This window comes from Pseudothauera hydrothermalis (assembly GCF_003345255.1).
GTDB lineage: Bacteria > Pseudomonadota > Gammaproteobacteria > Burkholderiales > Rhodocyclaceae > Pseudothauera > Pseudothauera hydrothermalis.
This window is the reverse complement of sequence record NZ_CP029331.1, coordinates 404,044-426,457: the sequence shown is the minus strand read 5'-3', so window position 1 is coordinate 426,457 and position 22,414 is coordinate 404,044. Positions and strand designations below refer to the sequence as shown.

The 22,414-nt window shown below is 64.8% G+C and carries 19 protein-coding genes and 1 other RNA gene; 11 read left to right on the top strand and 9 right to left on the bottom strand.

Annotated features, from left to right (window positions below; translation table 11 throughout):
• Window positions 1-2,166: a methylmalonyl-CoA mutase gene (scpA, locus tag DIE29_RS02010; RefSeq protein WP_102040807.1), complete on the bottom strand. Its 2,166-nt coding sequence runs from the start codon at window positions 2,164-2,166 to the stop codon at window positions 1-3.
• A gap of 374 nt (window positions 2,167-2,540) precedes the next feature.
• On the opposite strand from scpA, the gene DIE29_RS02005 reads away from it, so the two are divergent.
• Complete coding sequence (locus DIE29_RS02005) at window positions 2,541-3,212, top strand: GntR family transcriptional regulator (RefSeq protein ID WP_102040806.1); 672 nt, start codon at window positions 2,541-2,543, stop codon at window positions 3,210-3,212.
• A gap of 23 nt (window positions 3,213-3,235) precedes the next feature.
• Here DIE29_RS02005 and paeA read toward each other — a convergent pair whose 3' ends face one another.
• Complete coding sequence (gene paeA / locus DIE29_RS02000) at window positions 3,236-4,534, bottom strand: polyamine export protein PaeA (RefSeq protein ID WP_102040805.1); 1,299 nt, start codon at window positions 4,532-4,534, stop codon at window positions 3,236-3,238.
• A 251-nt stretch (window positions 4,535-4,785) separates the two neighbouring features.
• On the opposite strand from paeA, the gene DIE29_RS01995 reads away from it, so the two are divergent.
• Window positions 4,786-5,565 (top strand): enoyl-CoA hydratase/isomerase family protein, encoded by a 780-nt coding sequence (locus tag DIE29_RS01995; RefSeq protein ID WP_102040804.1) that lies wholly within the window; start codon window positions 4,786-4,788, stop codon window positions 5,563-5,565.
• Between the two features lie 9 nt (window positions 5,566-5,574).
• On the opposite strand, the gene DIE29_RS01990 is transcribed toward DIE29_RS01995, so the two are convergent.
• Window positions 5,575-6,381, bottom strand: a complete 807-nt coding sequence (locus DIE29_RS01990; protein ID WP_114649052.1) for a sulfite exporter TauE/SafE family protein — start codon at window positions 6,379-6,381, stop codon at window positions 5,575-5,577.
• A 278-nt stretch (window positions 6,382-6,659) separates the two neighbouring features.
• On the opposite strand from DIE29_RS01990, the gene DIE29_RS14520 reads away from it, so the two are divergent.
• Window positions 6,660-8,606, top strand: a complete 1,947-nt coding sequence (locus tag DIE29_RS14520; protein ID WP_162860574.1) for a methyl-accepting chemotaxis protein — start codon at window positions 6,660-6,662, stop codon at window positions 8,604-8,606.
• Here DIE29_RS14520 and DIE29_RS01980 read toward each other — a convergent pair.
• Window positions 8,603-9,418 carry an IclR family transcriptional regulator gene (locus tag DIE29_RS01980; RefSeq protein WP_114649051.1) on the bottom strand — a complete coding sequence of 272 codons (816 nt, stop codon included), beginning with the start codon at window positions 9,416-9,418 and terminating at the stop codon, window positions 8,603-8,605. The genes DIE29_RS14520 and DIE29_RS01980 overlap by 4 nt on opposite strands.
• Before the next feature lie 142 nt (window positions 9,419-9,560).
• Between DIE29_RS01980 and DIE29_RS01975 the strand changes: the two genes are divergently transcribed.
• The 5 genes from DIE29_RS01975 (at window position 9,561) to DIE29_RS01955 (ending at window position 15,694) form a co-directional block, all read left to right on the top strand.
• The gene (locus DIE29_RS01975) at window positions 9,561-10,742 is read left to right on the top strand and encodes an acyl-CoA dehydrogenase (protein ID WP_114649050.1); all 1,182 of its coding nucleotides are present in this window, start codon (window positions 9,561-9,563) and stop codon (window positions 10,740-10,742) included.
• Between the two features lie 2 nt (window positions 10,743-10,744).
• Complete coding sequence (locus tag DIE29_RS01970) at window positions 10,745-11,938, top strand: CaiB/BaiF CoA transferase family protein (RefSeq protein WP_114649049.1); 1,194 nt, start codon at window positions 10,745-10,747, stop codon at window positions 11,936-11,938.
• 141 nt (window positions 11,939-12,079) lie between these two features.
• Window positions 12,080-13,027, top strand: a complete 948-nt coding sequence (locus tag DIE29_RS01965) for a TAXI family TRAP transporter solute-binding subunit (RefSeq protein WP_114649048.1) — start codon at window positions 12,080-12,082, stop codon at window positions 13,025-13,027.
• 175 nt (window positions 13,028-13,202) lie between these two features.
• Window positions 13,203-15,245 (top strand): TRAP transporter permease, encoded by a 2,043-nt coding sequence (locus tag DIE29_RS01960; RefSeq protein WP_114649047.1) that lies wholly within the window; start codon window positions 13,203-13,205, stop codon window positions 15,243-15,245.
• The gene (locus DIE29_RS01955; protein ID WP_102040797.1) at window positions 15,242-15,694 is read left to right on the top strand and encodes a DUF1850 domain-containing protein; all 453 of its coding nucleotides are present in this window, start codon (window positions 15,242-15,244) and stop codon (window positions 15,692-15,694) included. The genes DIE29_RS01960 and DIE29_RS01955 overlap by 4 nt, the downstream gene beginning before the upstream one ends.
• A gap of 40 nt (window positions 15,695-15,734) precedes the next feature.
• Here DIE29_RS01955 and ssrS read toward each other — a convergent pair.
• From ssrS to DIE29_RS01935, 4 genes are all read right to left on the bottom strand, one after another.
• Window positions 15,735-15,915, bottom strand: a non-coding RNA gene (gene ssrS, locus DIE29_RS01950) — 6S RNA.
• 34 nt (window positions 15,916-15,949) lie between these two features.
• On the bottom strand, window positions 15,950-16,246 hold the full coding sequence (locus DIE29_RS01945; RefSeq protein WP_102040796.1) for a cell division protein ZapA: 297 nt from the start codon (window positions 16,244-16,246) through the stop codon (window positions 15,950-15,952).
• A gap of 23 nt (window positions 16,247-16,269) precedes the next feature.
• Window positions 16,270-16,464: a hypothetical protein gene (locus DIE29_RS01940; RefSeq protein WP_102040795.1), complete on the bottom strand. Its 195-nt coding sequence runs from the start codon at window positions 16,462-16,464 to the stop codon at window positions 16,270-16,272.
• Between the two features lie 32 nt (window positions 16,465-16,496).
• The gene (locus DIE29_RS01935; protein ID WP_237269492.1) at window positions 16,497-18,008 is read right to left on the bottom strand and encodes a cobyric acid synthase; all 1,512 of its coding nucleotides are present in this window, start codon (window positions 18,006-18,008) and stop codon (window positions 16,497-16,499) included.
• Window positions 18,009-18,047: 39 nt separating this feature from the next.
• On the opposite strand from DIE29_RS01935, the gene cbiB reads away from it, so the two are divergent.
• Genes cbiB through DIE29_RS01920 form a run of 3 tightly spaced genes read left to right on the top strand, consistent with a single transcriptional unit; the run spans window position 18,048 to window position 20,897 of the window.
• A complete protein-coding gene (gene cbiB, locus DIE29_RS01930; RefSeq protein ID WP_114649046.1) occupies window positions 18,048-19,019 on the top strand; it encodes an adenosylcobinamide-phosphate synthase CbiB in 972 nt (323 codons plus the stop codon).
• Window positions 19,012-19,998 (top strand): threonine-phosphate decarboxylase CobD, encoded by a 987-nt coding sequence (gene cobD, locus DIE29_RS01925; protein WP_114649045.1) that lies wholly within the window; start codon window positions 19,012-19,014, stop codon window positions 19,996-19,998. Before cbiB ends, cobD begins: the two co-directional genes overlap by 8 nt.
• Window positions 19,995-20,897 carry a cobalamin-binding protein gene (locus DIE29_RS01920; protein ID WP_114649044.1) on the top strand — a complete coding sequence of 301 codons (903 nt, stop codon included), beginning with the start codon at window positions 19,995-19,997 and terminating at the stop codon, window positions 20,895-20,897. Before cobD ends, DIE29_RS01920 begins: the two co-directional genes overlap by 4 nt.
• A gap of 41 nt (window positions 20,898-20,938) precedes the next feature.
• On the opposite strand, the gene DIE29_RS01915 is transcribed toward DIE29_RS01920, so the two are convergent.
• On the bottom strand, window positions 20,939-22,090 hold the full coding sequence (locus DIE29_RS01915) for a M48 family metallopeptidase (RefSeq protein WP_114649043.1): 1,152 nt from the start codon (window positions 22,088-22,090) through the stop codon (window positions 20,939-20,941).
• Window positions 22,091-22,414: the final 324 nt, after the last annotated feature.

Below are 22,414 nucleotides of genomic sequence, written 5' to 3'. Positions count from 1 at the left end.
TCAGGCGCCGGCTTTGGCGGCGCGAATCTGCCTGAGCACTTCGCGCGCGGCCTTCGGAATGGGGGTGCCCGGTCCGAAGATGCCCTTGGCACCCGCAGCATACAGCGCGTCATAGTCCTGCACCGGGATGACACCGCCGACAAAGACGATGATGTCATCGGCGCCGAGCTTTTTCAGTTCGGCAACGATCTGCGGCACCAGAGTTTTGTGACCGGCCGCCAAACTGGAGCAGCCGACCGCATGCACATCGTTTTCGACTGCGTGGCGGGCGGCTTCTTCCGGCGTCTGAAACAGCGGACCGATGTCGATATCGAAGCCCAGGTCGGCGAAGGCCGAGGCCACCACCTTGGCCCCGCGGTCATGGCCGTCCTGGCCGAGCTTGGCGATCATCACCCGCGGGCGACGGCCTTCCTCGGCAATAAAGGCTTCGATGTCGGCTTTGAGCGCCTTCCAGTCCGCCTGATCTTCCACCACCGCGCCATACACGCCCGAGACCGCTTGCGGGTTGGCGCGGTAGCGGCCAAATACTTTTTCCAGCGCGTCGGACACCTCGCCCACGGTGGCGCGCAGACGGATGGCTTTGACGCTGAGGTCCAGCAGATTGCCTTCACCGGTCTCAGCACAACGGGTGAGCGCATCGAGTGCTGCCTGTACCGCGGCGCTGTCGCGGCTCGCGCGGATCTTCTTTAGCCTGGCGATCTGGGCTTCGCGCACCGCATGGTTGTCGATGTCGAGGATTTCGATCGGATCTTCTTTTTCAAGCCGGTATTTATTGACACCGACGATCACGTCTTTGCCCGAATCGATGCGCGCCTGTTTTTCGGCCGCGCATTCTTCGATCTTCATCTTGGCCCAACCGGACTCCACCGCCCGGGTCATGCCGCCCATCGCCTCGATCTCCTCGATCAGCGCCCAAGCCTTGTCGGCCATGTCCTGGGTGAGCTTTTCCATCATGTAGGAGCCAGCCCAGGGATCGACCACGCTACAGATGTGGGTTTCTTCCTGGATGATGATCTGGGTGTTGCGCGCAATCCGCGCCGAGAACTCGGTGGGCAGCGCGATCGCCTCGTCGAGCGCGTTGGTGTGCAGCGACTGGGTGCCGCCGAACACCGCCGCCATCGCCTCGATGGTGGTGCGGATGACATTGTTGTAGGGGTCCTGCTCGGTCAGCGACCAGCCCGAGGTCTGCGAGTGGGTGCGCAACATCATCGACTTCGGGTTCTTCGGGTTGAACTGCTTCATGATCCGCCACCACAACAGACGCGCGGCGCGCATCTTGGCGATCTCGAGATAGAAGTTCATGCCCACCGCCCAGAAGAACGACAGCCGGCCGGCGAAGGTGTCCACGTCCATGCCGGCGGCGATGCCGGTGCGGACATATTCGAGACCGTCGGCCAGCGTGAAGGCCAGCTCGATCGCCTGGTTGGCGCCCGCTTCCTGGATGTGATAGCCCGAGATCGAGATGCTGTTGAACTTGGGCATGTGCTGCGCGGTATAGCGGAAAATATCGGCGATGATCCGCATCGACGGCGCGGGCGGATAGATATAGGTGTTGCGGACCATGAACTCCTTGAGGATATCGTTCTGGATGGTCCCCGAGAGCTTGTCCTGCGACACGCCCTGTTCCTCGGCCGCCACGATGTAGCCCGCCAAAATCGGCAGCACCGCGCCATTCATGGTCATCGACACGGAAATCTTGTCCAGCGGAATGCCCTCGAACAGGATCTTCATGTCCTCGACCGAATCGATTGCCACGCCAGCCTTGCCCACGTCGCCAACCACGCGCGGGTTGTCGGAGTCGTAACCGCGATGGGTGGCCAGGTCGAAGGCCACCGACACACCCTGACCGCCGGCGGCGAGCGCCTTGCGGTAAAACGCATTGGATTCTTCGGCGGTCGAAAAACCCGCGTACTGGCGGATGGTCCAGGGCTTGACCGCGTACATGGTCGGCTGCGGACCGCGCAGGAAGGGCTCAAAACCCGGCAAAGTATCGGTGTGCGGCAGATCGGCAATATCCGCTTTGGTATAAAGAGGCTTGACCACCAGCCCTTCCGGCGTGATCCAGTTGAGCCGGTCCAGGTCGCCACCGGGGGCCTGCTTGGCGGCGGCTTTTTTCCAGGCTTCCAAATCCGGCTGAGGATAGGTGGGCTGATTGGCGTTGGACATGACGACCTCTCTTGTGGCAAATCCGCCGCACGGCTGCGGCATCATCCATAGCTGCCCGACATGGGCTTACTGATTTAAGGTTGCAGGCAAAACCCGCCCCCGTTTGCCGGACGGCGCGCGACGACGAAGCCGCCCGCAGCCGATGCCGCGGACGGCCGCCGACGCCCCGGAGCGCGGCACAGCCCTCTCCACGTTTCGCGCCGCACAGGGCGCCAAAACCTCCCATGCTACGCCGCGCAGGGAAAGTTGACTTGCTGCATCGATCAAATAATACTTTATCCATAATTATGAATGCAACAGCGTAGCTTCCCCCTTGCCGATTGCCTGCGCCAAACAATCGGCTAAGCTTGCCCACTCGGATATCGACACCGCCCATGACTGCATCGCGCATCGCGCCTCTTGCGCTTTATCAGGAAGTCGCCGAACGATTGCGGCAACGCATCTTTTCGCATGAACTGCCGCCCGGCACTTGGGTGGACGAACAGGCGTTGGCCGCGCAGTACGGCATTTCCCGCACCCCACTGCGCGAAGCGCTCAAGGTGCTGGCCTCCGAGGGGCTGGTCACACTCAAACCACGGCGCGGCTGCTACGTCACCGAAATCTCCGAGCGCGATCTGGACGAGGTCTTCGCGGTCATGGCGCTGCTCGAAGGTCAGTGCGCCCGGGACGCTGCACAACGTGCCGACCCGGCGCAACGCGCCCGCCTCGAACACATCCATGCCGATCTGGAGGCGGCCGCGGCAGCAGGCAACATAAACGGCTTTTTCGAAGCCAACCAAGCCTTCCATCGCGCCGTGCAGGAAATCGCCGACAACCGCTGGCTGCTGCAAGTGATTACCGACCTGCGCAAGGTCATCAAACTGTCCCGCCACCACTCGCTGTTTTCCGAAGGTCGCCTGGAACAGTCGCTGGCCGAGCATCGCGCCATTCTGGACGCCATACTGGCGTGCGATCCGGAAGGCGCCGAGCAGCGCATGCGCGCCCACATCGAGAGCGGCCGCGCCGCCTTGGCACGGATTGCCGGGGCGAAAAACCGCGCCGCCTGATCGGCACGGCCGCCACATCCGCCTTACGCGCCAGTCGCTGCGCGGGTGACCAGTACCTGGTCGATGCGGTAATTGTCGATATCGACCACCTCGAACTTGTAGCCGGCATATTCAACGGAGTCGGTGCGCTTGGGCACCTTGCGCAGCATGTACATCATGAAACCGGCTACCGTCTCGTAGTTCTGGAAACCCTCGAACACTTCGATGTCCAGCGCCTGCATCACATCCTCGATCGGGGTCAGCCCATCGATCAGCCAGGAGTTGTCATCCCGCCGCACGATGAGTTCTTCCTGGAACGGGCTCACCAAATCGCCCATCACCGTGCTCATGACATCCTGCAGGGTCAGCAAGCCCACCACCAGCGCGTATTCATTGACAATGACCGCAAAGTCCTCTTTGGCGTCGCGAAAGTGCTCCAGCGCCTCAAAAAGATTCAGCGTGTCCGGCAGCACCAGAATCTTGCGCACGATCGGTTCGTTACGCAGCGACAACTTCTGCCCATTGACGATACGCGGCAGAATATCCTTGGCATCCACATAGCCGATCACCGAGTCAATACTGTCTTTTTCGCACACCGGGTATTTGCCGTGCGGGGTTTCGGCAATCTTTGCACGGATACTCTCCTCGGTCTCGCTCAGGGTGAGAAAGACGATACTCTCGCGCGCGGTCATCGCCGATGGAATGATGCGCGCATCGAGTTCGAATACATTGGCAATCAGGTGCTGTTCATGGCTGAGCAACGCACCCGCCTGGGCGCCGGCGTCGGCCATCGCAATGATGTCGTCCGGCGTGATGTCCTCGCTGCGCGCACTGGGCACGCCCAGCAAGCGGAAAATACGGTCGGCCAAGCCATTGAACGCCCACACCAGCGGGGCGCACAACACCATGCAAAACTGCATCGGCCGCACCACCGTCACCGCCACCCGCTCAGGCTGCACCATCGCAAAACGCTTGGGCATCAAATCGGCAAACAGCACGAACAGTGAAGTCACAAAGACAAAGGCGATCACGAAACTGACGGTTTCCAACGCCGGTCCGTCATACAACCTGCCCAATGCCGCAGCCACATAGGGTGACAGCGCCGATTCGCCAACGATGCCGCCGAGGATGGCCACCGCATTCAAACCGATCTGCACCACGGTAAAAAAACTACCCGGATTGTCTTGTAAGGCCAGCACACGCTGAGCGTTCGGATGACCGCCCTCGGCCATCAGGCGCAGTTTCACCTTGCGCGCTGCGGCGAGCGAGATTTCGGATACGGAAAAGAAAGCGCTGACCGCGATCAGCACACCGATTAGCAAAAGATGGTTGACGAGCGACACGACAGAACTCCTTGCCGGCACAGGCGAACACTTATGACGCCGGTCCGGCAGCAGAGTCTATCACCGCGCCATGAACGCCGTTCGCGGCGCTCATGTTGGAGGAGAGTACGAACCGGGCGGCGGAGCGTGTCGCGTGTCCAGCGCGGCGGATGATATATCATTGACACGACTTCCATACGACCCCGTATGGGGTCATAAGATTATCCACACCACAGGGCGCGCCGCCCTGTACGGATACACCCGAAGCGCCCATGAACAGTCGCATCGAAGTCAGCATCGCCGACCAGGTAGCTACCGTCACCCTCTGCAATCCGGGCAAGCTCAACGCGGTCAACGCGGCCATGTGGCGCGAGCTACGCGCCGCCATGGAGCGTCTCGGCGCGGACCAAGCGGTGCGCTGCGTGATCCTTACCGGCGCGGGCGAAGCCTTCGCGGCCGGCGGCGACATCGAGGAATTCCTCACCGTGCGCGCCACCGTCGACGACGCCCTGCACTACCACGACGAGTTGGTGGCCCGCGCGCTGGAGGCTATCCGCACTTGCCCGATCCCTACGGTGGCGGCCATCCGCGGCGCCTGCATCGGCGGCGGGCTGGAGATCGCCGGTTGCTGCGATCTGCGCATCGCCGGCGAGTCCGCGCGTTTCGGCGCGCCGATCAACAAGCTCGGTTTTTCGATGTATCCGGGCGAAATGGCCGGTCTGCTGGATTTGGTCGGCCCCGCGGTGCTGCTGGAGATCCTGCTCGAAGGGCGCATCCTGTCCGCCCGCGAGGCCCTGCAGAAGGGCCTGCTCACCCGCGTGGTAGACGACGCGCAGGTGCTCGCAGAGGCCCAGGCGAGCGCCGCCCGCATCGCCGCCGGGGCGCCGCTGGTGGCGCGCTGGCACAAGCAATGGGTGCACCGCCTGGCCGCCGGCGGCCCGCTGAGCGTGGCCGAAAAGCGCGCAGCCTTCGCTTTTTTGGCCACCGAGGATTACCGCGAAGGTCTGGACGCCTTTCTCAACAAGCGCAAGCCGGTGTTCAAGGGGCGCTGAGGGCGCCGCTCACCCGAAGACGCCGTAGAGCATCTTCATGCACAGCGCCATCAGCACGCCGGCAAAGATTTTCTTGAGGGTGGCCACCGGCAGCCGGTGGGCCAGCCGCGCGCCCAATGGCGCGGTCCACATACTGACCCCGGCCACCAGTACCAGCGCCGGCACATAGACATAGCCCAAGGTCAGGGGCGGCAGTCCCTCGGCACCCCAGCCATTGACCAGATAGCCCAGGGTGCCGGCCAACGCGATCGGCAGGCCGATGGCCGCCGAAGTGCCGATGGCGTGCTGCATCCTGACATTGCACCAAGTCATGAAAGGCACCGACAGCGAGCCGCCGCCGATCGCAACCAGTGCCGACACCCCGCCGATACCCACGCCAACCGCCGACAAGCCCAGCGCACCGGGCAGTTCGCGTGACGGTTTGGGCTTGATGTTGGCCAGCATCTGCAGCGACACGTAGCCCATGAAGCAGGCGAAGAAGATCGCCAGCCCCTCGGTGCTGGCACGCGAGGCGACGAAGGTGGCACCAAAGGTGCCGATCAGGATGCCCGGGGTGATCGCGCGCACGATGTCCCAGCGTACCGCGCCGTGCGCGTGATGCGCCCGCAGACTGGCAACCGAGGTCAGCACGATGGCCGCCATCGAGGTGCCCAGCGCCATGTGCACCACGTTCTCGAGCGGAAAGCCTTGGGCAAGGAAAAGCGTGGTCAGCATCGGCACCATGATGCCGCCACCGCCGACGCCGAGCAGCCCGGCGAAGAAACCGACGAAAGCCCCCAGAGCGAGATAGGTCAGCCACCACAAATCAACATGCATCGCGTACCCCTTGAGCAACGGAGAATCCGACAATCCGGCCAAGCGGGCGATTGTGCCGCTACCCCTGACCGCTGTCACTTCCGCGCGCCGCATCGCCGAATTGACCAGGATTATTTCCGTACCCTTGCACCCGCCGTTAAGATGGCACGCAGGACGCCAACGACAGCCTCAAGCACCGCGGTCGACCGCCGATAAAAGGGTCGGTTGCCATACTGGGGCGCTTGCGCGATCGGCCGGCGCAAGACTGCGACCACGATTCACCGGGGAGATCAGCCATCATGTTCTCGGCGCTACGCAACACCTCCATCCGCACCCGCTTGCTTGCCGCCATCGGCCTTTTGGTCGGCGGATTGCTCTACTTTGCCATCGGCCAAGTGCTGGAACGGGTGCACACCATGCGCACCTTGGCCGATATCGAAACCCTCTCGGCGGTGGCGGTACGCGCCAGTGCGCTGGTGCATGAATTACAGAAGGAACGCGGTTTGTCGGCGGGTTTTCTGGCTTCGCGCGGTCAGCGCTTTCAGAGTGAGCTGGCCAGCCAGCACGCGCTCACCGACCGCCTGGCCAGCGAGCTGCGCGCACTGGTAGGCCACACGGACGCCGAAGCGCTGGGTAGCCGCTTCGTCACCAGTCTGCAGGCAGCCAGCGCCCAGCTCGATCGCCTGGACGACACCCGTCGCCGCATTCGCGCGCTAACGGCCAGCGGCGCGGACTCCTTCGGCTATTACACCGGCACCATCGAGCGCTATCTGGCGCTGATCACCACCATTCACCAGCTCAGCGAACACCATGCGGTATCCCAGGCCATCCTGGGCTATGTGATGTTTCTCAACGCCAAGGAACAGGCCGGCCGTGAGCGCGCCACCTTGAACGCCGCCTTTACCGCCGACGCCTTCGATGCCGCGCTCTATCGCCGCTTTCTCACCATCGTTGCCGCGCAAGACACTTATCTTGCCGCCTTCCGCGACTTTGGCAGTCCGCATGCATTGACGCTATTCGAGCAGAAAATGGCCTCCACGGCGGCACAAGAGGTCGAGCGCATGCGCCAAATTGCCATCGAACGCGCGGCCACGGGCGGTTTCGGGGTTGAACCGGCGGTATGGTTTTCCACCATCACCCAAAAGATCGATGACATGAAAGCGGTTGAAGATCGGCTATCGGCCGAACTCGCCAGCCTGGTCGACAGCTTGGCCGCCGAAGCAAAAGTCGATCTGTGGGTTGCCGCCAGCCTCACCGCAGCCAGCTTGGCCATTGCGCTGTGGTTTGCCTTCGTGGTGCGCGGCATCATCGTCTCCTTGCGCTGCGCGGTCGCCTCGGCCGAGCGCATCGCCGCAGGCAACCTGAGCGAGCGCATCGAGGTCGAACGCATGGACGAAGTCGGCCAGCTCTTGCAGTCAATGCGCCACATCGTCGAGCGCCTGGCGCACACAATCGGCGAAATCCGCGCCGCCGCCGACCAGCTTGCCGACGCCAGCGGGCAGATCAGCGGCACCGCGCAAACTCTCTCGCAAAGCGCCAGCGAACAAGCCGCCAGCGTGGAGGAAACCAGCGCAAGCATCGAAGAGATTTCCGCAAGCATCGATCACACCAGCGAAAACGCACGCACCACCGACACGCTGGCCACACTCACCGCCCAAGAGGCCGAGGAAGGCGGCCAAGCAGTACGCGCTACGGTCAGTGCCATGCAGCAGATCGCCGAGCGCATCGGCATCGTGGATGATATTGCCTACCAAACCAATTTACTGGCTTTGAACGCCGCCATTGAAGCCGCGCGCGCCGGCGAGGCCGGTCGCGGCTTTGCGGTGGTGGCCGCCGAAGTGCGCAAACTGGCCGAACGCAGCCAAGCCGCCGCGCAAGAGATTTCCACGCTGGCCTCAACCAGCGTGGACACCGCCACGCGCGCCGGCGCCTTGCTGGAGAAAATCGTTCCGGATGTGCGTCGCACCGCCGAGCTGGTTCAGGAAATCGCCGCGGCCGCCCACCAACAGGCCGCCGGCATCGGCCAGATCAATACCGCCATGAACCAGCTTTCGCAAACGGCTCAACACAGCGCCAGCGCCTCCGAGGAGCTGGCCGCCACCGCCGAGGAAATGGGCGGCCAGGCGGAACAACTGCGCGAGCTGATGGCGTATTTCCGCCTTGAAGACCCCGCAGGGCAACCACCCGGCCACTGCCGGGTCCGCGGCACAATCGCCGGCAGCGCTTTGGCGCGTGGCGACGCTTAGCTCTGTCCGGCCGCCGCCTCGATGCTGCGCGCCAGGTAAACCAGGCGCGGCCCCAGGTCCTTGTCGATGCGCTCGCGGGTCAGCGCATAGGCCGGGCCGCTGACCGACAACGCCAGAAGGTCGTAATCCGGACAAAACAACGGCACGGCCACCGCATGGGTTTCACGGTTCCAGTCTCCCAGCGAAGTGCAATAGCCGTGGGCGCGGTATTGTTCTTCGGCCTGCGCCACGCCCTCGGCAAGCAAAGGCCAGCCCTGCGGATCGCGTCGGCGTATCTGTTCCAGCAGAAAGTCCCGTTCGGCCACCGGCAGCGCACACAAGAAGGCCCGTCCGATCGACGTGGTGGCCAGCGGCAATTGCATGCCGGTGCTCACCTTGAGGGTCACCAACGAACGCGGTCGGCAGTTTTCCAGGTAAATCATGTTGAGCCGCTCGCGGGTAGCGAGCGACACCAGGGCCTGCGCATACTCGGCCAGATCCTGCATCAACGGGCGGGCGATTTCGCGCACGGTCACGTTGGCGAGCGCCGCATGACCGAGCGCCAGCACCGCAGGCGTCACCCGGTAACGCCCGGACGCCTCGTCGGCCTTCAAGTAACCCAATTGCACCAGGGTATGGGTCAGCCGCGACACCGTGGACTTGGCCAGCCCGGTGCGTGCTGCCAGCTCGCCATTGGATAACAGTCGGGTCTGCGTGGAAAAGCAGCGCAAAACCTCCAGCCCGCGCGCCAGCGCGGTGACGAACTGGCGATCGCCTGCGGCCGCTTGAACGAGTCCATCCAGCAGGGGCGACCCAGAGTCATTATTCTGCATGGCGGAACATAAAGTCTTTTCAATAGGTTTCCGGCAGCGTTTCAGCCAAAAACGCTTCCATTTTCAACTAGAATTTGTCAGGATAATAGCACGAATGCAAAACATTGTTCTGCATTGCAGAACAATAAAACGGGGCAAACACATGGCCGGCAATCCTTCCTTTCACTGGGACGACCCGCTGCTGCTCGACCAGCAGCTCACTGAAGAAGAGCGCATGGTGGCTGCCACCGCGCGCGCCTATGCGCAGGAAAAACTCATGCCGCGCGTCACCGAGGCATTCCGCCATGAGCGCACCGACCCGAGCATCTTCCGCGAAATGGGAGAACTCGGCCTGCTCGGCCCCACCATCCCCGAGGAATACGGCGGCGCCGGGCTGAACTACGTGAGCTACGGTCTGATCGCCCGCGAGGTGGAAAGGGTGGACTCGGGCTACCGCTCGATGATGAGCGTACAAAGCTCGCTGGTCATGGTGCCGATCTTCGAGTTCGGTAACGAGCCGACCCGCCGCAAGTACCTGCCGAAACTGGCAACCGGTAAATGGATCGGCTGCTTTGGATTGACCGAGCCTGACCATGGCTCCGATCCGGCCTCGATGGTCAGCCGCGCCAAGAAAGTCGACGGCGGCTGGCTGCTCAACGGCGCCAAAATGTGGATCACCAACAGCCCGATTGCGGATGTTTTCGTGGTCTGGGCCAAGGACGAAGAAGACCGCATCCGCGGTTTCGTGCTGGAAAAAGGCTGGCAGGGTCTGTCCGCGCCAGCCATCCACGGCAAGGTGGGCCTGCGCACCTCGATCACCGGCGAGATCGTCATGGACAACGTGTTCTGTCCGGATGAAAACGCCTTTCCGGATGTGCGCGGACTCAAAGGGCCATTTACCTGTCTCAACTCGGCGCGCTACGGCATCGCCTGGGGCGCGCTGGGCGCGGCCGAGTTCTGCTGGCACACCGCCCGCCAGTATGTGCTCGACCGCAAGCAGTTCGGCCGGCCGCTGGCCGCCAACCAACTCATTCAGAAAAAACTCGCCGACATGCAGACCGAAATCACCCTCGGTCTGCAAGGCTGCCTGCGCCTGGGCCGCATGAAGGACGAGGGCACCGCCGCGGTGGAAATCACCAGCATCATGAAGCGCAACTCCTGCGGCAAGGCGCTCGACATTGCGCGCCTTGCGCGCGACATGATGGGCGGCAACGGCATCTCCGATGAATTCGGCGTCGCCCGCCACCTGGTGAACCTGGAAGTGGTCAACACCTACGAGGGCACCCACGACATCCACGCGCTGATCCTCGGGCGCGCGCAGACCGGCATCCAGGCGTTTTGCTGAGCATGAACGCCGGCGCGCTTTCCCATCTGAAGGTGCTCGACCTGTCGCGCGTGCTGGCCGGTCCTTGGGCCACGCAGTTGCTGGGCGATCTGGGCGCCGAAGTGATCAAGGTCGAGCGTCCCGGCACCGGCGACGACACCCGCGCCTGGGGCCCGCCGTGGTTCGAAGCCGGTGCCCGGCGCGAAGCGGCCTATTATCTGGCCACCAACCGCAACAAGCGCTCGGTGGCGATCGACATCACCCACCCCGAAGGCCAGGCCCTGGTGCGCGAACTGGCACGCGAGGCCGACGTGCTGGTGGAAAACTACAAGGTCGGCGGGCTGGCCAAGTACGGCCTGGACTACGCCAGCCTGCGCGAGCTGAACCCCCGCCTGGTGTATTGCTCGATCACCGGCTTCGGTCAGGACGGCCCTTACGCCGAACGCCCCGGCTACGATTTTTTGCTTCAGGCCATGGGCGGGCTGATGAGCATCACCGGCGAAGCGGACGGCCCGCCACAAAAGGTGGGCGTGGCGCTCACCGACATCCTCACCGGGTTGTACGCCACGGTCGGCATCCTTGCCGCGCTGGCCTACCGCGAACGCACCGGCCGCGGCCAGTACATCGACTTGGCGCTCTTCGACGTGCAGGTCGCCTGTCTGGCCAACCAGGCGATGAACTACCTGGTCTCGGGCAAAGCGCCGCAGCGCATGGGCAACGCCCACCCCAATATCGTGCCGTATCAGGCTTTCCCGACCGCAGACGGCGATATCGTGCTGACCATTGGTAACGACCGCCAGTGGGCCGCCTTCTGCCAGCTTGCCGGCCGCCCGGAATGGGCCACCGACGCGCGTTTTGCCACCAACGCAGCACGCGTTGCCCACCGCGACACGCTGATTGCGCTACTGCGCCAGACCACGGTGATGAAGACCACCGACGAATGGGTGGCCGCGCTGCAAGAAGCCGGCGTTCCGGGCGGGCCGATCAACGACCTGGCGCGTGTGTTTGCCGATCCGCAGATCGTCCATCGCGGCATGCGCACCGAGATAGACGGCATTCCGCAGGTCGCCACCCCCCTGCATTTGTCGGCCACGCCGCCCGCATACCGCAAAGCACCGCCGAGGGTCGGCGAAGATACCGCGGCAGTGCTCGGCACACTGGCCGGCATGAGCGATGAGCGGCTTGCCACGCTGCGCGCAGCCGGCATCATCGGATGAAAACAGCGGTGCGGACAAACACCGATGGCAGTCATTGCCCCGGGCGGGCAAAGTGTCCACACTGAAGACGACCGCGCCGGCGCCGCGGTCGCCCTGACCAAATAGAACAACTCGCTTGATCAACCAGGAAGGAGACAAACCATGAAATTGCTTCGGACCCTTGGCCTTGCCGCCGCGCTGATCGCCGCCGGCGCGGCGCACGCTCAGCAGCAGTTCATTACCGTGCTCACCGGTGGCACCAGCGGCGTGTATTACCCACTGGGCGTGGCGCTGTCCAAAATTTACGCCGACAACATTCCCAACGCGCGCACCAGCGTGCAATCGACCAAGGCCAGCGCAGAAAACCTGAACCTGCTGCAGGCCGGCCGCGGCGAAGTGGGCTTTTCGCTGGGCGATGCAGTCTCTGACGCCTGGACCGGTAACGAGGAAGCCGGCTTCAAGACCAAGCTCGACAAGCTGCGCGGTCTTGCCGGCATTTACACCAATTACATCCAAATCGTCGCCGCCGCCGATTCAGGCATCGCCTCGCTGGCCGATCTCAAGGGCAAGCGGGTGTCGGTGGGCGCGCCGCGTTCGGGCACCGAACTGAACGCCCGCGCCATCTTCAAAGCGGCCGGCATGTCTTATGCCGATCTGGGCAAGGTCGAATACCTGCCGTTTGGCGAATCGGTGGAGTTGATCAAAAACCGCCAGCTCGACGCCACCTTGCAGTCGGCCGGCCTGGGTGTGGCGTCCATCCGTGACCTCGCCAATGCGGTCAAGATCGTGGTGATCCCGGTGCCGCCCGAAGTCGTGGCCAAAATCGGCGATGCTGCCTACCAGCCGGTGGTCATTCCGGCCAACACCTATGAAGGCCAAACCACCGACGTGCCCACCGCCGGCGTGCGCAATATTCTGGTCACCCATGCCGGCGTGCCGGAAGACGTGGTCTATCGCATGACCAAGTCAATGTTCGAGCATCTGGACCAGTTGGTGGCCGCACATGCCGCAGCCAAGGCCATCAAACCGGAAGGCGCGGCCGACAACCTGCCGCTGCCGCTGCACCCGGGCGCGGAGCGCTACTACCGCGAAGCCGGCCTGCTGAAGTAAGCCCGCCGCCCGTAGTGCCTCGCCAAACGGTCGGGGCGCCGGGCGCAGTGCGCATGACAACCACCCGCCGGTGCGTCACCTCCGCGACTGCATGAGGCGCCAACTTCAGCTGCGCGCGCCGGCATCTTTTGTGTTATGACTGCCGCCGCACACTGCGGCACCGGAGCTGTCATTCATGACGAGCCGTTCGCATGACGCCGCTGTGGTCCCGTTCGGTTGGGACAAGGGTGTTCAGGGCCGTGCCCTGTTCCTGATTGCCATCGCCTTTTCCGCTTACCAGATCATCGTCGCGGCCTATCACCCGCTGTCATCCCAGGTGGTGCGGGCGATCCATGTCGGCTTCATGTTGCTGATGAGTTTTGCGCTGTTGCAGAACTGGCTGCCGCGCCGCCAAGTGCCTGCGCTGGCCTGGCCGGTGGGGCTCATTGCCTTCGGCCTGGCCTTTTATCACTGGATTTTCGAGGCCGAGCTGATCGTGCGCGCCGGCGATCCGACTCCGCTCGATATCGTCGTCGGCACCCTCACACTGCTGCTGGTATTCGAAGCGGCGCGCCGGATCATGGGCCCCGCCCTGCCACTGATCTGCGCAGTTTTTTTTGCCTATGCGCTGTTCGGCCAATACCTGCCCGGGGAGCTCGCCCACCGCGGCTACAGCTTTGCGCAATTGATCGAACACCTGACCTTTGGCACCGAAGGCATCTACGGCATTCCGACCTATGTCAGCGCCACCTACATCTTTTTGTTCATCCTGTTCGGCGCCTTTCTCGAACAAGCCGGCATGATCCGGCTCTTTACCGATTTTGCGCTCGGCACCGTCGGTCATACCCGCGGCGGCCCCGCCAAGGTATCGGTGGTGACCTCCGGGCTGATGGGCACGATCAACGGCTCCGGGGTGGCCAACGTGGTCACCACCGGGCAGTTCACCATCCCGCTGATGAAGCGCTTCGGCTACCGGCCCGAGTTCGCCGGCGGCGTGGAGGCCACCTCCAGCATGGGCGGGCAAATCATGCCGCCGGTGATGGGCGCGGTAGCCTTCATCATGGCCGAGACCATAGGCGTGGACTATGTGGAAATCGTCAAAGCGGCCATCATTCCGGCGGTGCTGTACTTTGTGACCGCCTTCTGGATGGTGCACCTGGAAGCCGGTCGCGCCGGCCTGCACGGCATCCCCAAGGACGAATGTCCCGACCCTTGGGCCGCGGTAAGGCGGCACTGGTACTTGTTGCTGCCGCTGGCAGTGCTGGTCGGCCTGCTGTTCTCGGGCTACACCCCGCTGTTCTCCGGCATGGTCGGCCTGGCGCTCACCGCGGTGCTGATCCTCGGCGCCGCCGTGGCCCTGCGCCTTACCGGCAATGCCCTGCGCGCCGCCTTCTGGATCGCGCTGGGCATCCTGTGCGCGGGTTTCTTCAAATGGGGTATTACCGCAATCCTGCTGCTCATTGCCGCGCTCGTGGCGCTGTGCCTGTTCATCCAGGGCGGACGCAGCACCTTGCGCCTGGCCGCCAACGCCCTGGCCGATGGCGCGCGCCATGCGCTACCGGTCGGCGTGGCCTGCGCCCTGGTCGGGGTGATCATTGGCGTGCTGACGCTGACCGGTGCGGCCACCACCTTCGCCAACGCCATCATTTCGCTCGGACGGGACAACCTGCTGCTGTCGTTGATGCTCACCATGCTGGTCTGCCTGCTGCTGGGCATGGGCATTCCCACCATCCCCAACTACATCATCACCAGCTCGCTCGCGGCACCGGCGCTGCTGGAACTGGGCGTGCCGCTGATCGTCAGCCATATGTTTGTGTTCTATTTCGGCATCCTCGCCGACCTTACCCCGCCGGTGGCCCTGGCCGCCTTTGCCGCGGCGCCGATTGCCGGGGTGTCCGGCATGCGCATCGGGGTGCAGGCGGTGCGTGTGGCGTTGGCCGGCTTTGTCGTGCCCTATATGGCGGTGTATGCCCCCGAACTGATGCTGCAGGGCGACCCCGACGCCGCGGCGGTGGCATGGATCGTGTTCAAGGCCCTGGTGGCCATCGGCCTGTGGGGCGTGGCTGCAATCGGCTATCTGTGGCAGCCGGTTAGTTGGCCGCTGCGCATCTGGGCTTTCCTATCGGCGTTATGCCTGGTGGCTGCTTTGCCGATCACCGACGAGATCGGCCTGATCAGCACCGCGCTGCTGCTTGGCGTGCTGATCTGGCAGAAGCGACGGGCCGGCGCACCCGCATGATCGGGCTGTGCCTGGCCAGCGGCGTGCTGACGGCCTTCATCGCCACCCAGGAATTCACCCTGCGCTGGACACATTCGATCGAGAAAGTCCGCTGGGAAGAGAACTGGCAGGTGCGCATCGACGATGCGCGCACACCGGTGCTGCGGCTGGTCGAAGGCCGCATCCGCGGCTCCGGTGCCGGCATGGAGCCCGCAGAAGGTGCCCGGCTAATCGACGGTGTCTGGCACTACCCGGTGGGCCGCGACATGGCCGAAGTCGAGCTTGCCCACAGCCACTACACTGCCGGCTATGAGCTGTGCCTGCCTGCCGGCTGCCGCCCGCTGGCCGATTACCTGCCCGGTCTTTCGCCCGCGCCGGAACATGGGACCAGCATCCGCCTGTACGCCTGCAGCGCACCGCCGCAAGCGCCCGCTGCGCAGCAGAATACCCGCCGCCCGCAGGCGCCGTAGACGCGAAAAGGCGCAACCCTTACGCGTTGCGCCTTCTGTTTGGCCCCCCGCCTGTGCCGTCTCCGCCGGGCATCCTGAACCTAGGGTTCAGGGTGGTCGCACTCCCACCGCTTCAGGCTTCCCCTAACGGGGCATGCACACCGCGGCCTTCAGGTCAGCAACCAAGTCTCTCGACTATTGGTTCAAGGAATCTACGACTTCGACGAACACTGCAGGGGATTGATCCTGCGGCACTTTTTCCGCCTTGAAGGCGGCTCAGAACAGCTTTTCCTGCTGGGCGAGCACCCCATCCAAGCGTGCCGACATGAGCCCGATTCTACGCTTGGCAGCGGCCATGTCAAACCCTCCGCTGCGTTGCTGCTGAAAAAAGTCATGCACGATGTTGAGCGCCGTCATCACCACCAGACGCTCGCCGGACGAGCCGGTCTTGCGCGCCAGCTCGGCAAACTTGTCATCCAGAAACGTCACCGCAGCGAGCAGCCCTTCGCGCTCTTCCGGCTTGCAGGACACCCGGTATTCTTTGCCCAGCAACTTGATGTCGAGCGTTTCCATGTCCAGCCCTCTCTTTTTTGGGGTCAAGCCTGCGGCAGCCGGGCCAGCAAGGCTTCGAGTTTTTCGGTGGCTAAACGAAGCTTGTCGGCCTGAGCGCGGTTGTCCGACTCAAGCTGGGTCAGCCGGCTGCGCAGCGCGCGGTTTTCGGCCTTGAGCCCCTCGCACAGGGTCGCGATTTGCTCGATGCGATTTTCGAGCTGGGTGAGTTCTTCTTCCATGGCGGCGATGGTAGAGGCGCCCCCTTAGGCGGTCAAGCAACCCGGGGGATGGGTCTGCGCAGCGCTTCGCCCGCCGTGCCTCCCAGGCAGTCGGCCAGCCGCGGCAGATCGAGCGCAGCGGCCAGACAGTCGGCCAAGCGGTCCAAATCGGCCTCGCGGCGCGCGGCCAGATCGACTTTCTGCTCACCGGCCGCGCCGGCCCAGGCCAGCACTGCAGCCAGTGCATCCGGGTGATCGAACAAGCCATGCACATAGCTGCCGAATACCTGACCATCGGCCGATTGCGCGCCGTCGCCGCGGCCATCGGACAGGTGCAGCGCCGGACGTGCCAGCGCCGGGCCGCGCGACACCCCCATATGGATTTCATAGCCACGCACCGCCGCACCGCCTGCGCCTGGCAGGCACAGCTCGCCTTCGACGGTGACGAGCTTTTTTTCGGCTTCGAGCACGGTTGTGATCTCCAGCCAGCCCAGCCCGTCCACACCGCCCGCCGGACCTTCCAATCCGGCCGGGTCCTCCAGCCGCTGGCCGAGCATTTGGAAGCCACCGCAGATGCCGATCAATTTGCCGCCATAGCGCAGATGACGTCGGATCGCCGCCTCCCAGCCCTGCGCACGTAACCAGGCCAGATCCGCCTGCACGCTCTTGGAACCCGGCAGCACGATGAGGTCCGCCGGCGGGATCGGCTGCCCCGTCCCCACCCAGCGAAAATCGACCTGTGGATGCAGGCGCAGCGCATCCAGGTCGGTGTGATTGGCAATCCGCGGATAGACCGGCGCAATCACCCGCAATAGCGGAGCGTCTTTGTCGGCACGGGCCTCGCCGAGTGCATCTTCGGCATCCAGAAACAGGCCGGGCAGATAAGGCAGCACGCCCAGCACCGGCCGCCCGGTGCGCGCCTGCAGCCAATCCAAGCCGGGTTGCAGCAGGCCGATATCGCCGCGGAAGCGGTTGATCACGAAGCCCTTGATGCGCGCCTGTTCAGAAGGTGAGAGCAGTTCCAGGGTGCCCACCAAATGGGCGAACACGCCGCCGCGGTCGATGTCCGCCACCAGGATCACCGGGCAGCCGACCGCTTCGGCGAAACCCATGTTGGCAATATCGCGCTCGCGCAGGTTGATTTCCGCCGGGCTGCCCGCGCCTTCGACCAGCACGCAGTCGTATGCCGCCACCAGCCGTTGCCAGGAGGCCAATACCGCGGCCATCGCGGTGGGCTTGTAGTCGTGATAGGCGCGCGCATCGAGGTTGGCCACCGCCTTGCCATGGATGATTACCTGCGCGCCGATGTCACTGGCCGGTTTGAGCAGCACCGGATTGAAATCGGTATGCGGCGCCAAACCGGCGGCCAGCGCCTGTAGCGCCTGGGCACGGCCGATTTCGCCGCCATCGGCGGTGACCGCGGCGTTGAGCGCCATGTTCTGGGGCTTGAAAGGCGCCACCCGTACTCCGCGGCGCGCCAGCAGCCGGCACAGACCGGCCACCAAGGTGCTTTTGCCAGCATCGGAGGTGGTACCCTGCACCATCAGACAGGCAGTGGTTGGCATGGCGTAAAATCCGGGGTCCGAAAAAGCGCCGATTATCCCATGGACGCCGCTGCGCGCCTTGCCTTGATCCTGTTGCTGAAACTTGCCGCCGGCGTACTGGCAGACCGCCTGCTGGGCGAACCGCGCCGCTGGCATCCGCTGGTGGGCTTTGGCCGGCTGAGCACAGCCATCGAGCGCCGCCTGTGGTGTGCGAACGCCGGCGCCCTGCCGCAGCAGGCGCGCGGCCTGCTGGCCTGGATGCTGGCGGTGCTGCCCTGGGTAGGGCTGGCGCTGTGGCTGCGCGGCCTGCACCCGGCGGCGCACTGGGGCGCCGACATCGTACTGTTGTGGTTTGCGCTCGGCGCGCGCAGTCTGATCGAGCATGGCGAAGCAGTGGCCAAGCCGCTGGCCACTGGCGATCTGGCCAGCGCACGCGAGCGCGTTGGTTGGATCGTCAGCCGCGACACCAGCGCGCTGGATGCCGAAGGCGTGGCGCGTGCCGGCACCGAATCGGTGCTGGAAAACGGCAACGATGCGGTGTTCGGGGCGCTGTTCTGGTTCATCCTGCTGGGCGGGCCAGGCGCGCTGCTGTTCCGCCTGGCCAACACGCTCGACGCCATGTGGGGCTACCGTACAACGCGCTATCTGCACTTCGGCCGTGCCGCCGCGCGCCTGGACGATGCACTCAACTGGCTGCCCGCCCGGCTCACCGCGCTCACCTACGCCTTGCTCGGCAACACCGCCAATGCGTTGGCCTGCTGGCGCAGCCAAGCCGCGCGGTGGGACAGCCCCAACGCCGGCCCGGTGATGGCCGCAGGCGCCGGCGCACTGGCAGTGAAACTGGGCGGTCGCGCGATCTATCACGGCCGGGTCGAAGAACGGCCGCCACTGGGCCAAGGCGCCGCGGCCGATGTCACCAGCCTGCGCCGCGCCCTCGATCTGGTGCGTCACGGCATGCTGGCCTGGTTGAGTGCGGTCGCGGGCGTTGCCCTGGTGCTGAACTTGCTCGCGTTGGGAGTCGCCGATGCTTGAACACGGCGGCCGGCTGCGCACTGCCGCGCGCCACTACGGCATTGCGCTGGCCGACTGGATCGACCTGTCGACCGGTATCAACCCTTGCGCCTATCCGGTGCCGCCGCTGCCGCTGCAAGCCTGGCAAAGCCTGCCCGAGGATGACGACGGCCTCGTTGACGCAGCGGCCGCTTACTACGGCACCCACGAACTCATGCCGGTCGCCGGCTCCCAGGCCGCCATCCAAGCCTTGCCCGCACTCATCCCCGACGAACGGGTCACCGTGCTCGACCCCACCTATGGCGAGCACCCTCAGGCTTGGCGCGCCCGGCGGCTGCGGCGCTGCGACGCACACATGGTAGATGCAGCAATCGACGACACCGACGTGCTGGTGCTGGCCAACCCCAACAACCCTACCGGCGAACGCTTCGCCTTGCCTCGCCTGCTCGACTGGCATGCCCGCTTGGCTAAGCGCGGCGGCTGGCTGATCGTCGATGAGGCGTTCATCGATGTCGACCCGGCGGAGTCGCTCGCCCCTTATGCCGGCCGCCCGCACCTGGTGGTCTTGCGCTCGCTTGGCAAGTTCTTTGGCCTGGCTGGGGCACGGGTCGGCTTCGTGCTCGCGGACGCTGCGCTGCGCCAGCACCTTGCCGAACACCTTGGCCCCTGGACGATCAGCGGTCCGGCACGTTATGCCGCCCGTGCCGCGCTGGCCGACGCCGACTGGCAGCAAGCCACCCGGCAGGCGTTGACCGCAGCCGGCAAACGGCTCGCCGCACTGCTGCGCCAGCATTTGCCCGCCCCCCCGCAGGGCACCGCACTTTTCCAGTGGGTGGTGCATCCGCAGGCGGCCATATGGCATGAAGCGCTCGCCCGTCGCGCCATTCTGGTGCGCCGTTTCGACACCCCGCCCGCGCTGCGCTTCGGCCTGCCGGCCGACGAGGCGCAATGGCGCCGTCTGGACCTTGCCCTGCACGCTCTCAAGGACCTGCCTACATGATGATCACTCTACTACGCCTGGCCACGCTGGCAGTGTTGCTGGCTACCGCTTTACCGGCCCGCGCCGAAGTGCGCATCACCGACGACACCGGCCGCGAGTTGGTGCTGTCCGCCCCGGCCCGGCGCATCGTCAGCCTCGCCCCGCATGTGACCGAACTACTGTTTGCCGCCGGCGCTGGCGACAAAGTGGTCGGCGTGGTGAACTACAGCGACTATCCGCCCGCCGCGCGCGCGCTGCCCTCGGTCGGCGGCTACACCCAGATCGACCTCGAAGCGGTCGTTGCGCTGCAACCGGATCTCGTCGTGGCCTGGGCGAGCGGCAACCGCAATACCAACTTAGACAAGCTGCGTGCGCTGGGCATTGCGGTATTCGTCAACGAACCGCGCCGCCTGGATGATGTGGCCGACAGCCTGGAAGACATGGGCCGACTGGCCGGCACCGAGTCCGCCGCCCGAGAAGCCGCCACCCGCTTTCGTGCGCGCCGCGCCGCGCTGGCCGCCCGCTACCAATCGCGCCCGCCGGTGCGCATGTTCTACCAAATCTGGGACCAGCCGCTGATGACCATCAATGGCGAACACCTGATCTCCGACGCCATCGGCCTGTGCGCGGGCGACAATGTATTCGCCCGGCTCGGCCCGCTTGCCCCACGCATTGGCATCGAAGCGGTGTTGGCCGCCAATCCGGAGGTCATCGTGGCCAGCGGCATGGGCGAAGAACGTCCGGACTGGCTGGACCAGTGGCGCAAATGGCCTCGGCTCGCCGCCGCGGCGGCCGACAATTTGTATTTCATCCCGCCGCAACTGATGCAGCGCCACACCCCGCGCCTGCTCGACGGTGCCGAACAACTGTGCGAATTTCTAGAGCAAGCGCGCGCCAAGCGCGGATCCGCTGCACGCTAGCGCCACGGACGGGCCGACGGGCGATTTTGGCTTGCGGTTTCTCAGCCCCGTCGGGCAGCGCGCTGCCGCTCACCACGGGCCAGGCGGTAGCTGCGCCGCCAGTAGCGGCCGGCCAGCCGCCACCAATGGCGGTCGAAGGCCCAGGACAGCCGCGGCAGCAAATCGGACAAGTAGTGGGTGGCCGCCGAACGCTCGGGGGGCACCGCGGCGCAGGTGGGCACCCGCAGTGCGCGCAGGCGTTGGGCCGGGGAAGGATGCAGCGATACCGCGCCGTCCTCGCCTTCGCCAAAACCAACATTGACCACGCTGTGTGCATTGAACCCCGCGCTCACCCCCAAGCCCATTTCACGAAACGGCCGAAAGCGCGGCTCTGGCGCAGTGCTGCACTGCGCCAGCACCTTGGGCCAATAGTCCTCGCGCAAAAAACGGTCCTTGGCCGACATTTCCACCAAGGTCTCGCCCAATAAGCGCCGGCCGACCAAGCGCGCCGCCAGCGCATCGGCAGCGAACTCCTCCAGCCGCGCTAAGCGGAACATTCCCAGGGTGTAACCACGCCAGCGTCGATCCAGCCAGGACTCGAGCCAGGTATGACGCACCGCGATCCGGTCGGCCAACCGCAGCCACCAGGCGCGCAGATGCGCCCCGAACGCGCCCCATGCCGCCTGCCGCTGCACCACCAGATGACCGAACTCGTGCGCCAGCACGGCAAGAAACTGCCGCCGCGACAGGCAATGCGCCAGCGGCAGCCCGATCATCAGATGAGACTCGATGCGCCCCACACACCCCCAGCGCGGGCGCTGCAGCACCGCAGCGTTCATCTCATCGGTGATCCAAACACCGTCGGGCGGCGGCAGCCCCAAGCGCTGCGCGAGCTTATCGATGCGGTAGTGCAACGCGCCCGCCACGCTCGGCGCGAGCGGGATTCCGCGCGGCTGCGGAGCCGGGACCTGTACAAGCACCAAGAGATAGCCAACGGCTGCAATCGTGAGCGCTGCCCCCAGCCCGTACAGTGTGCGCCAGGTGGCCTGTTCGGCATACCAGCCGGCCTGTAGCGCCCAGATCGCCAGCCCCAGACCGCCGGCCACCACCAGCGCCACGGCCAAACAACCGGCCAGCGCAACCCTGGTCAGCCGGCGCGCGAGCCGGGCATAGACGATTTCAAGCCGAGACCGCCGGCGGCAAGACGAACGCATAGCCATCCTCCCACGCTGAAACATTGGTGCGCATCCTAGCAGGTGATGGTCTATGCGCCACAGCGATCCGATGACCCCGATCGCAGCGTTTGCCCCCTGCCGAGTACGTGCCGCCCATTGCTGCACCCCCATCAGGGTAAACCCTATTCATGCAGCACCAGGCCTTGAGCGCCATGCGCTTTATCACATTGTGCACCGCACTACTTTGACATTTCTCAAATATTCGTATTGCGATGGCCAATTCCGCTATGGCAAGATCGTTCCAACCACGCGGGATGGCCCAGATCACAACAAAACCGACAGCCCCCGCGCTTGAGGATCGTT

What these genes read in the sequence shown, in the direction of transcription:
- DIE29_RS01945 (WP_102040796.1), bottom strand. Translation starts at nt 16,246, where the DNA reads ATGGAAACGCTCGACATCAAGTTGCTGGGCAAAGAATACCGGGTGTCC.
- DIE29_RS01960 (WP_114649047.1), top strand. Translation starts at nt 13,203, where the DNA reads ATGACGAGCCGTTCGCATGACGCCGCTGTGGTCCCGTTCGGTTGGGAC.
- DIE29_RS01940 (WP_102040795.1), bottom strand. Translation starts at nt 16,464, where the DNA reads ATGGAAGAAGAACTCACCCAGCTCGAAAATCGCATCGAGCAAATCGCG.
- DIE29_RS01990 (WP_114649052.1), bottom strand. Translation starts at nt 6,381, where the DNA reads ATGCATGTTGATTTGTGGTGGCTGACCTATCTCGCTCTGGGGGCTTTC.
- DIE29_RS01975 (WP_114649050.1), top strand. Translation starts at nt 9,561, where the DNA reads ATGGCCGGCAATCCTTCCTTTCACTGGGACGACCCGCTGCTGCTCGAC.
- DIE29_RS01995 (WP_102040804.1), top strand. Translation starts at nt 4,786, where the DNA reads ATGAACAGTCGCATCGAAGTCAGCATCGCCGACCAGGTAGCTACCGTC.
- DIE29_RS01965 (WP_114649048.1), top strand. Translation starts at nt 12,080, where the DNA reads ATGAAATTGCTTCGGACCCTTGGCCTTGCCGCCGCGCTGATCGCCGCC.
- DIE29_RS01920 (WP_114649044.1), top strand. Translation starts at nt 19,995, where the DNA reads ATGATGATCACTCTACTACGCCTGGCCACGCTGGCAGTGTTGCTGGCT.
- DIE29_RS01970 (WP_114649049.1), top strand. Translation starts at nt 10,745, where the DNA reads ATGAACGCCGGCGCGCTTTCCCATCTGAAGGTGCTCGACCTGTCGCGC.
- cobD (WP_114649045.1), top strand. Translation starts at nt 19,012, where the DNA reads ATGCTTGAACACGGCGGCCGGCTGCGCACTGCCGCGCGCCACTACGGC.
- cbiB (WP_114649046.1), top strand. Translation starts at nt 18,048, where the DNA reads ATGGACGCCGCTGCGCGCCTTGCCTTGATCCTGTTGCTGAAACTTGCC.
- DIE29_RS14520 (WP_162860574.1), top strand. Translation starts at nt 6,660, where the DNA reads ATGTTCTCGGCGCTACGCAACACCTCCATCCGCACCCGCTTGCTTGCC.
- DIE29_RS01980 (WP_114649051.1), bottom strand. Translation starts at nt 9,418, where the DNA reads ATGCAGAATAATGACTCTGGGTCGCCCCTGCTGGATGGACTCGTTCAA.
- DIE29_RS01935 (WP_237269492.1), bottom strand. Translation starts at nt 18,008, where the DNA reads ATGCCAACCACTGCCTGTCTGATGGTGCAGGGTACCACCTCCGATGCT.
- DIE29_RS01955 (WP_102040797.1), top strand. Translation starts at nt 15,242, where the DNA reads ATGATCGGGCTGTGCCTGGCCAGCGGCGTGCTGACGGCCTTCATCGCC.
- scpA (WP_102040807.1), bottom strand. Translation starts at nt 2,166, where the DNA reads ATGTCCAACGCCAATCAGCCCACCTATCCTCAGCCGGATTTGGAAGCC.
- DIE29_RS01915 (WP_114649043.1), bottom strand. Translation starts at nt 22,090, where the DNA reads ATGCGTTCGTCTTGCCGCCGGCGGTCTCGGCTTGAAATCGTCTATGCC.
- DIE29_RS02005 (WP_102040806.1), top strand. Translation starts at nt 2,541, where the DNA reads ATGACTGCATCGCGCATCGCGCCTCTTGCGCTTTATCAGGAAGTCGCC.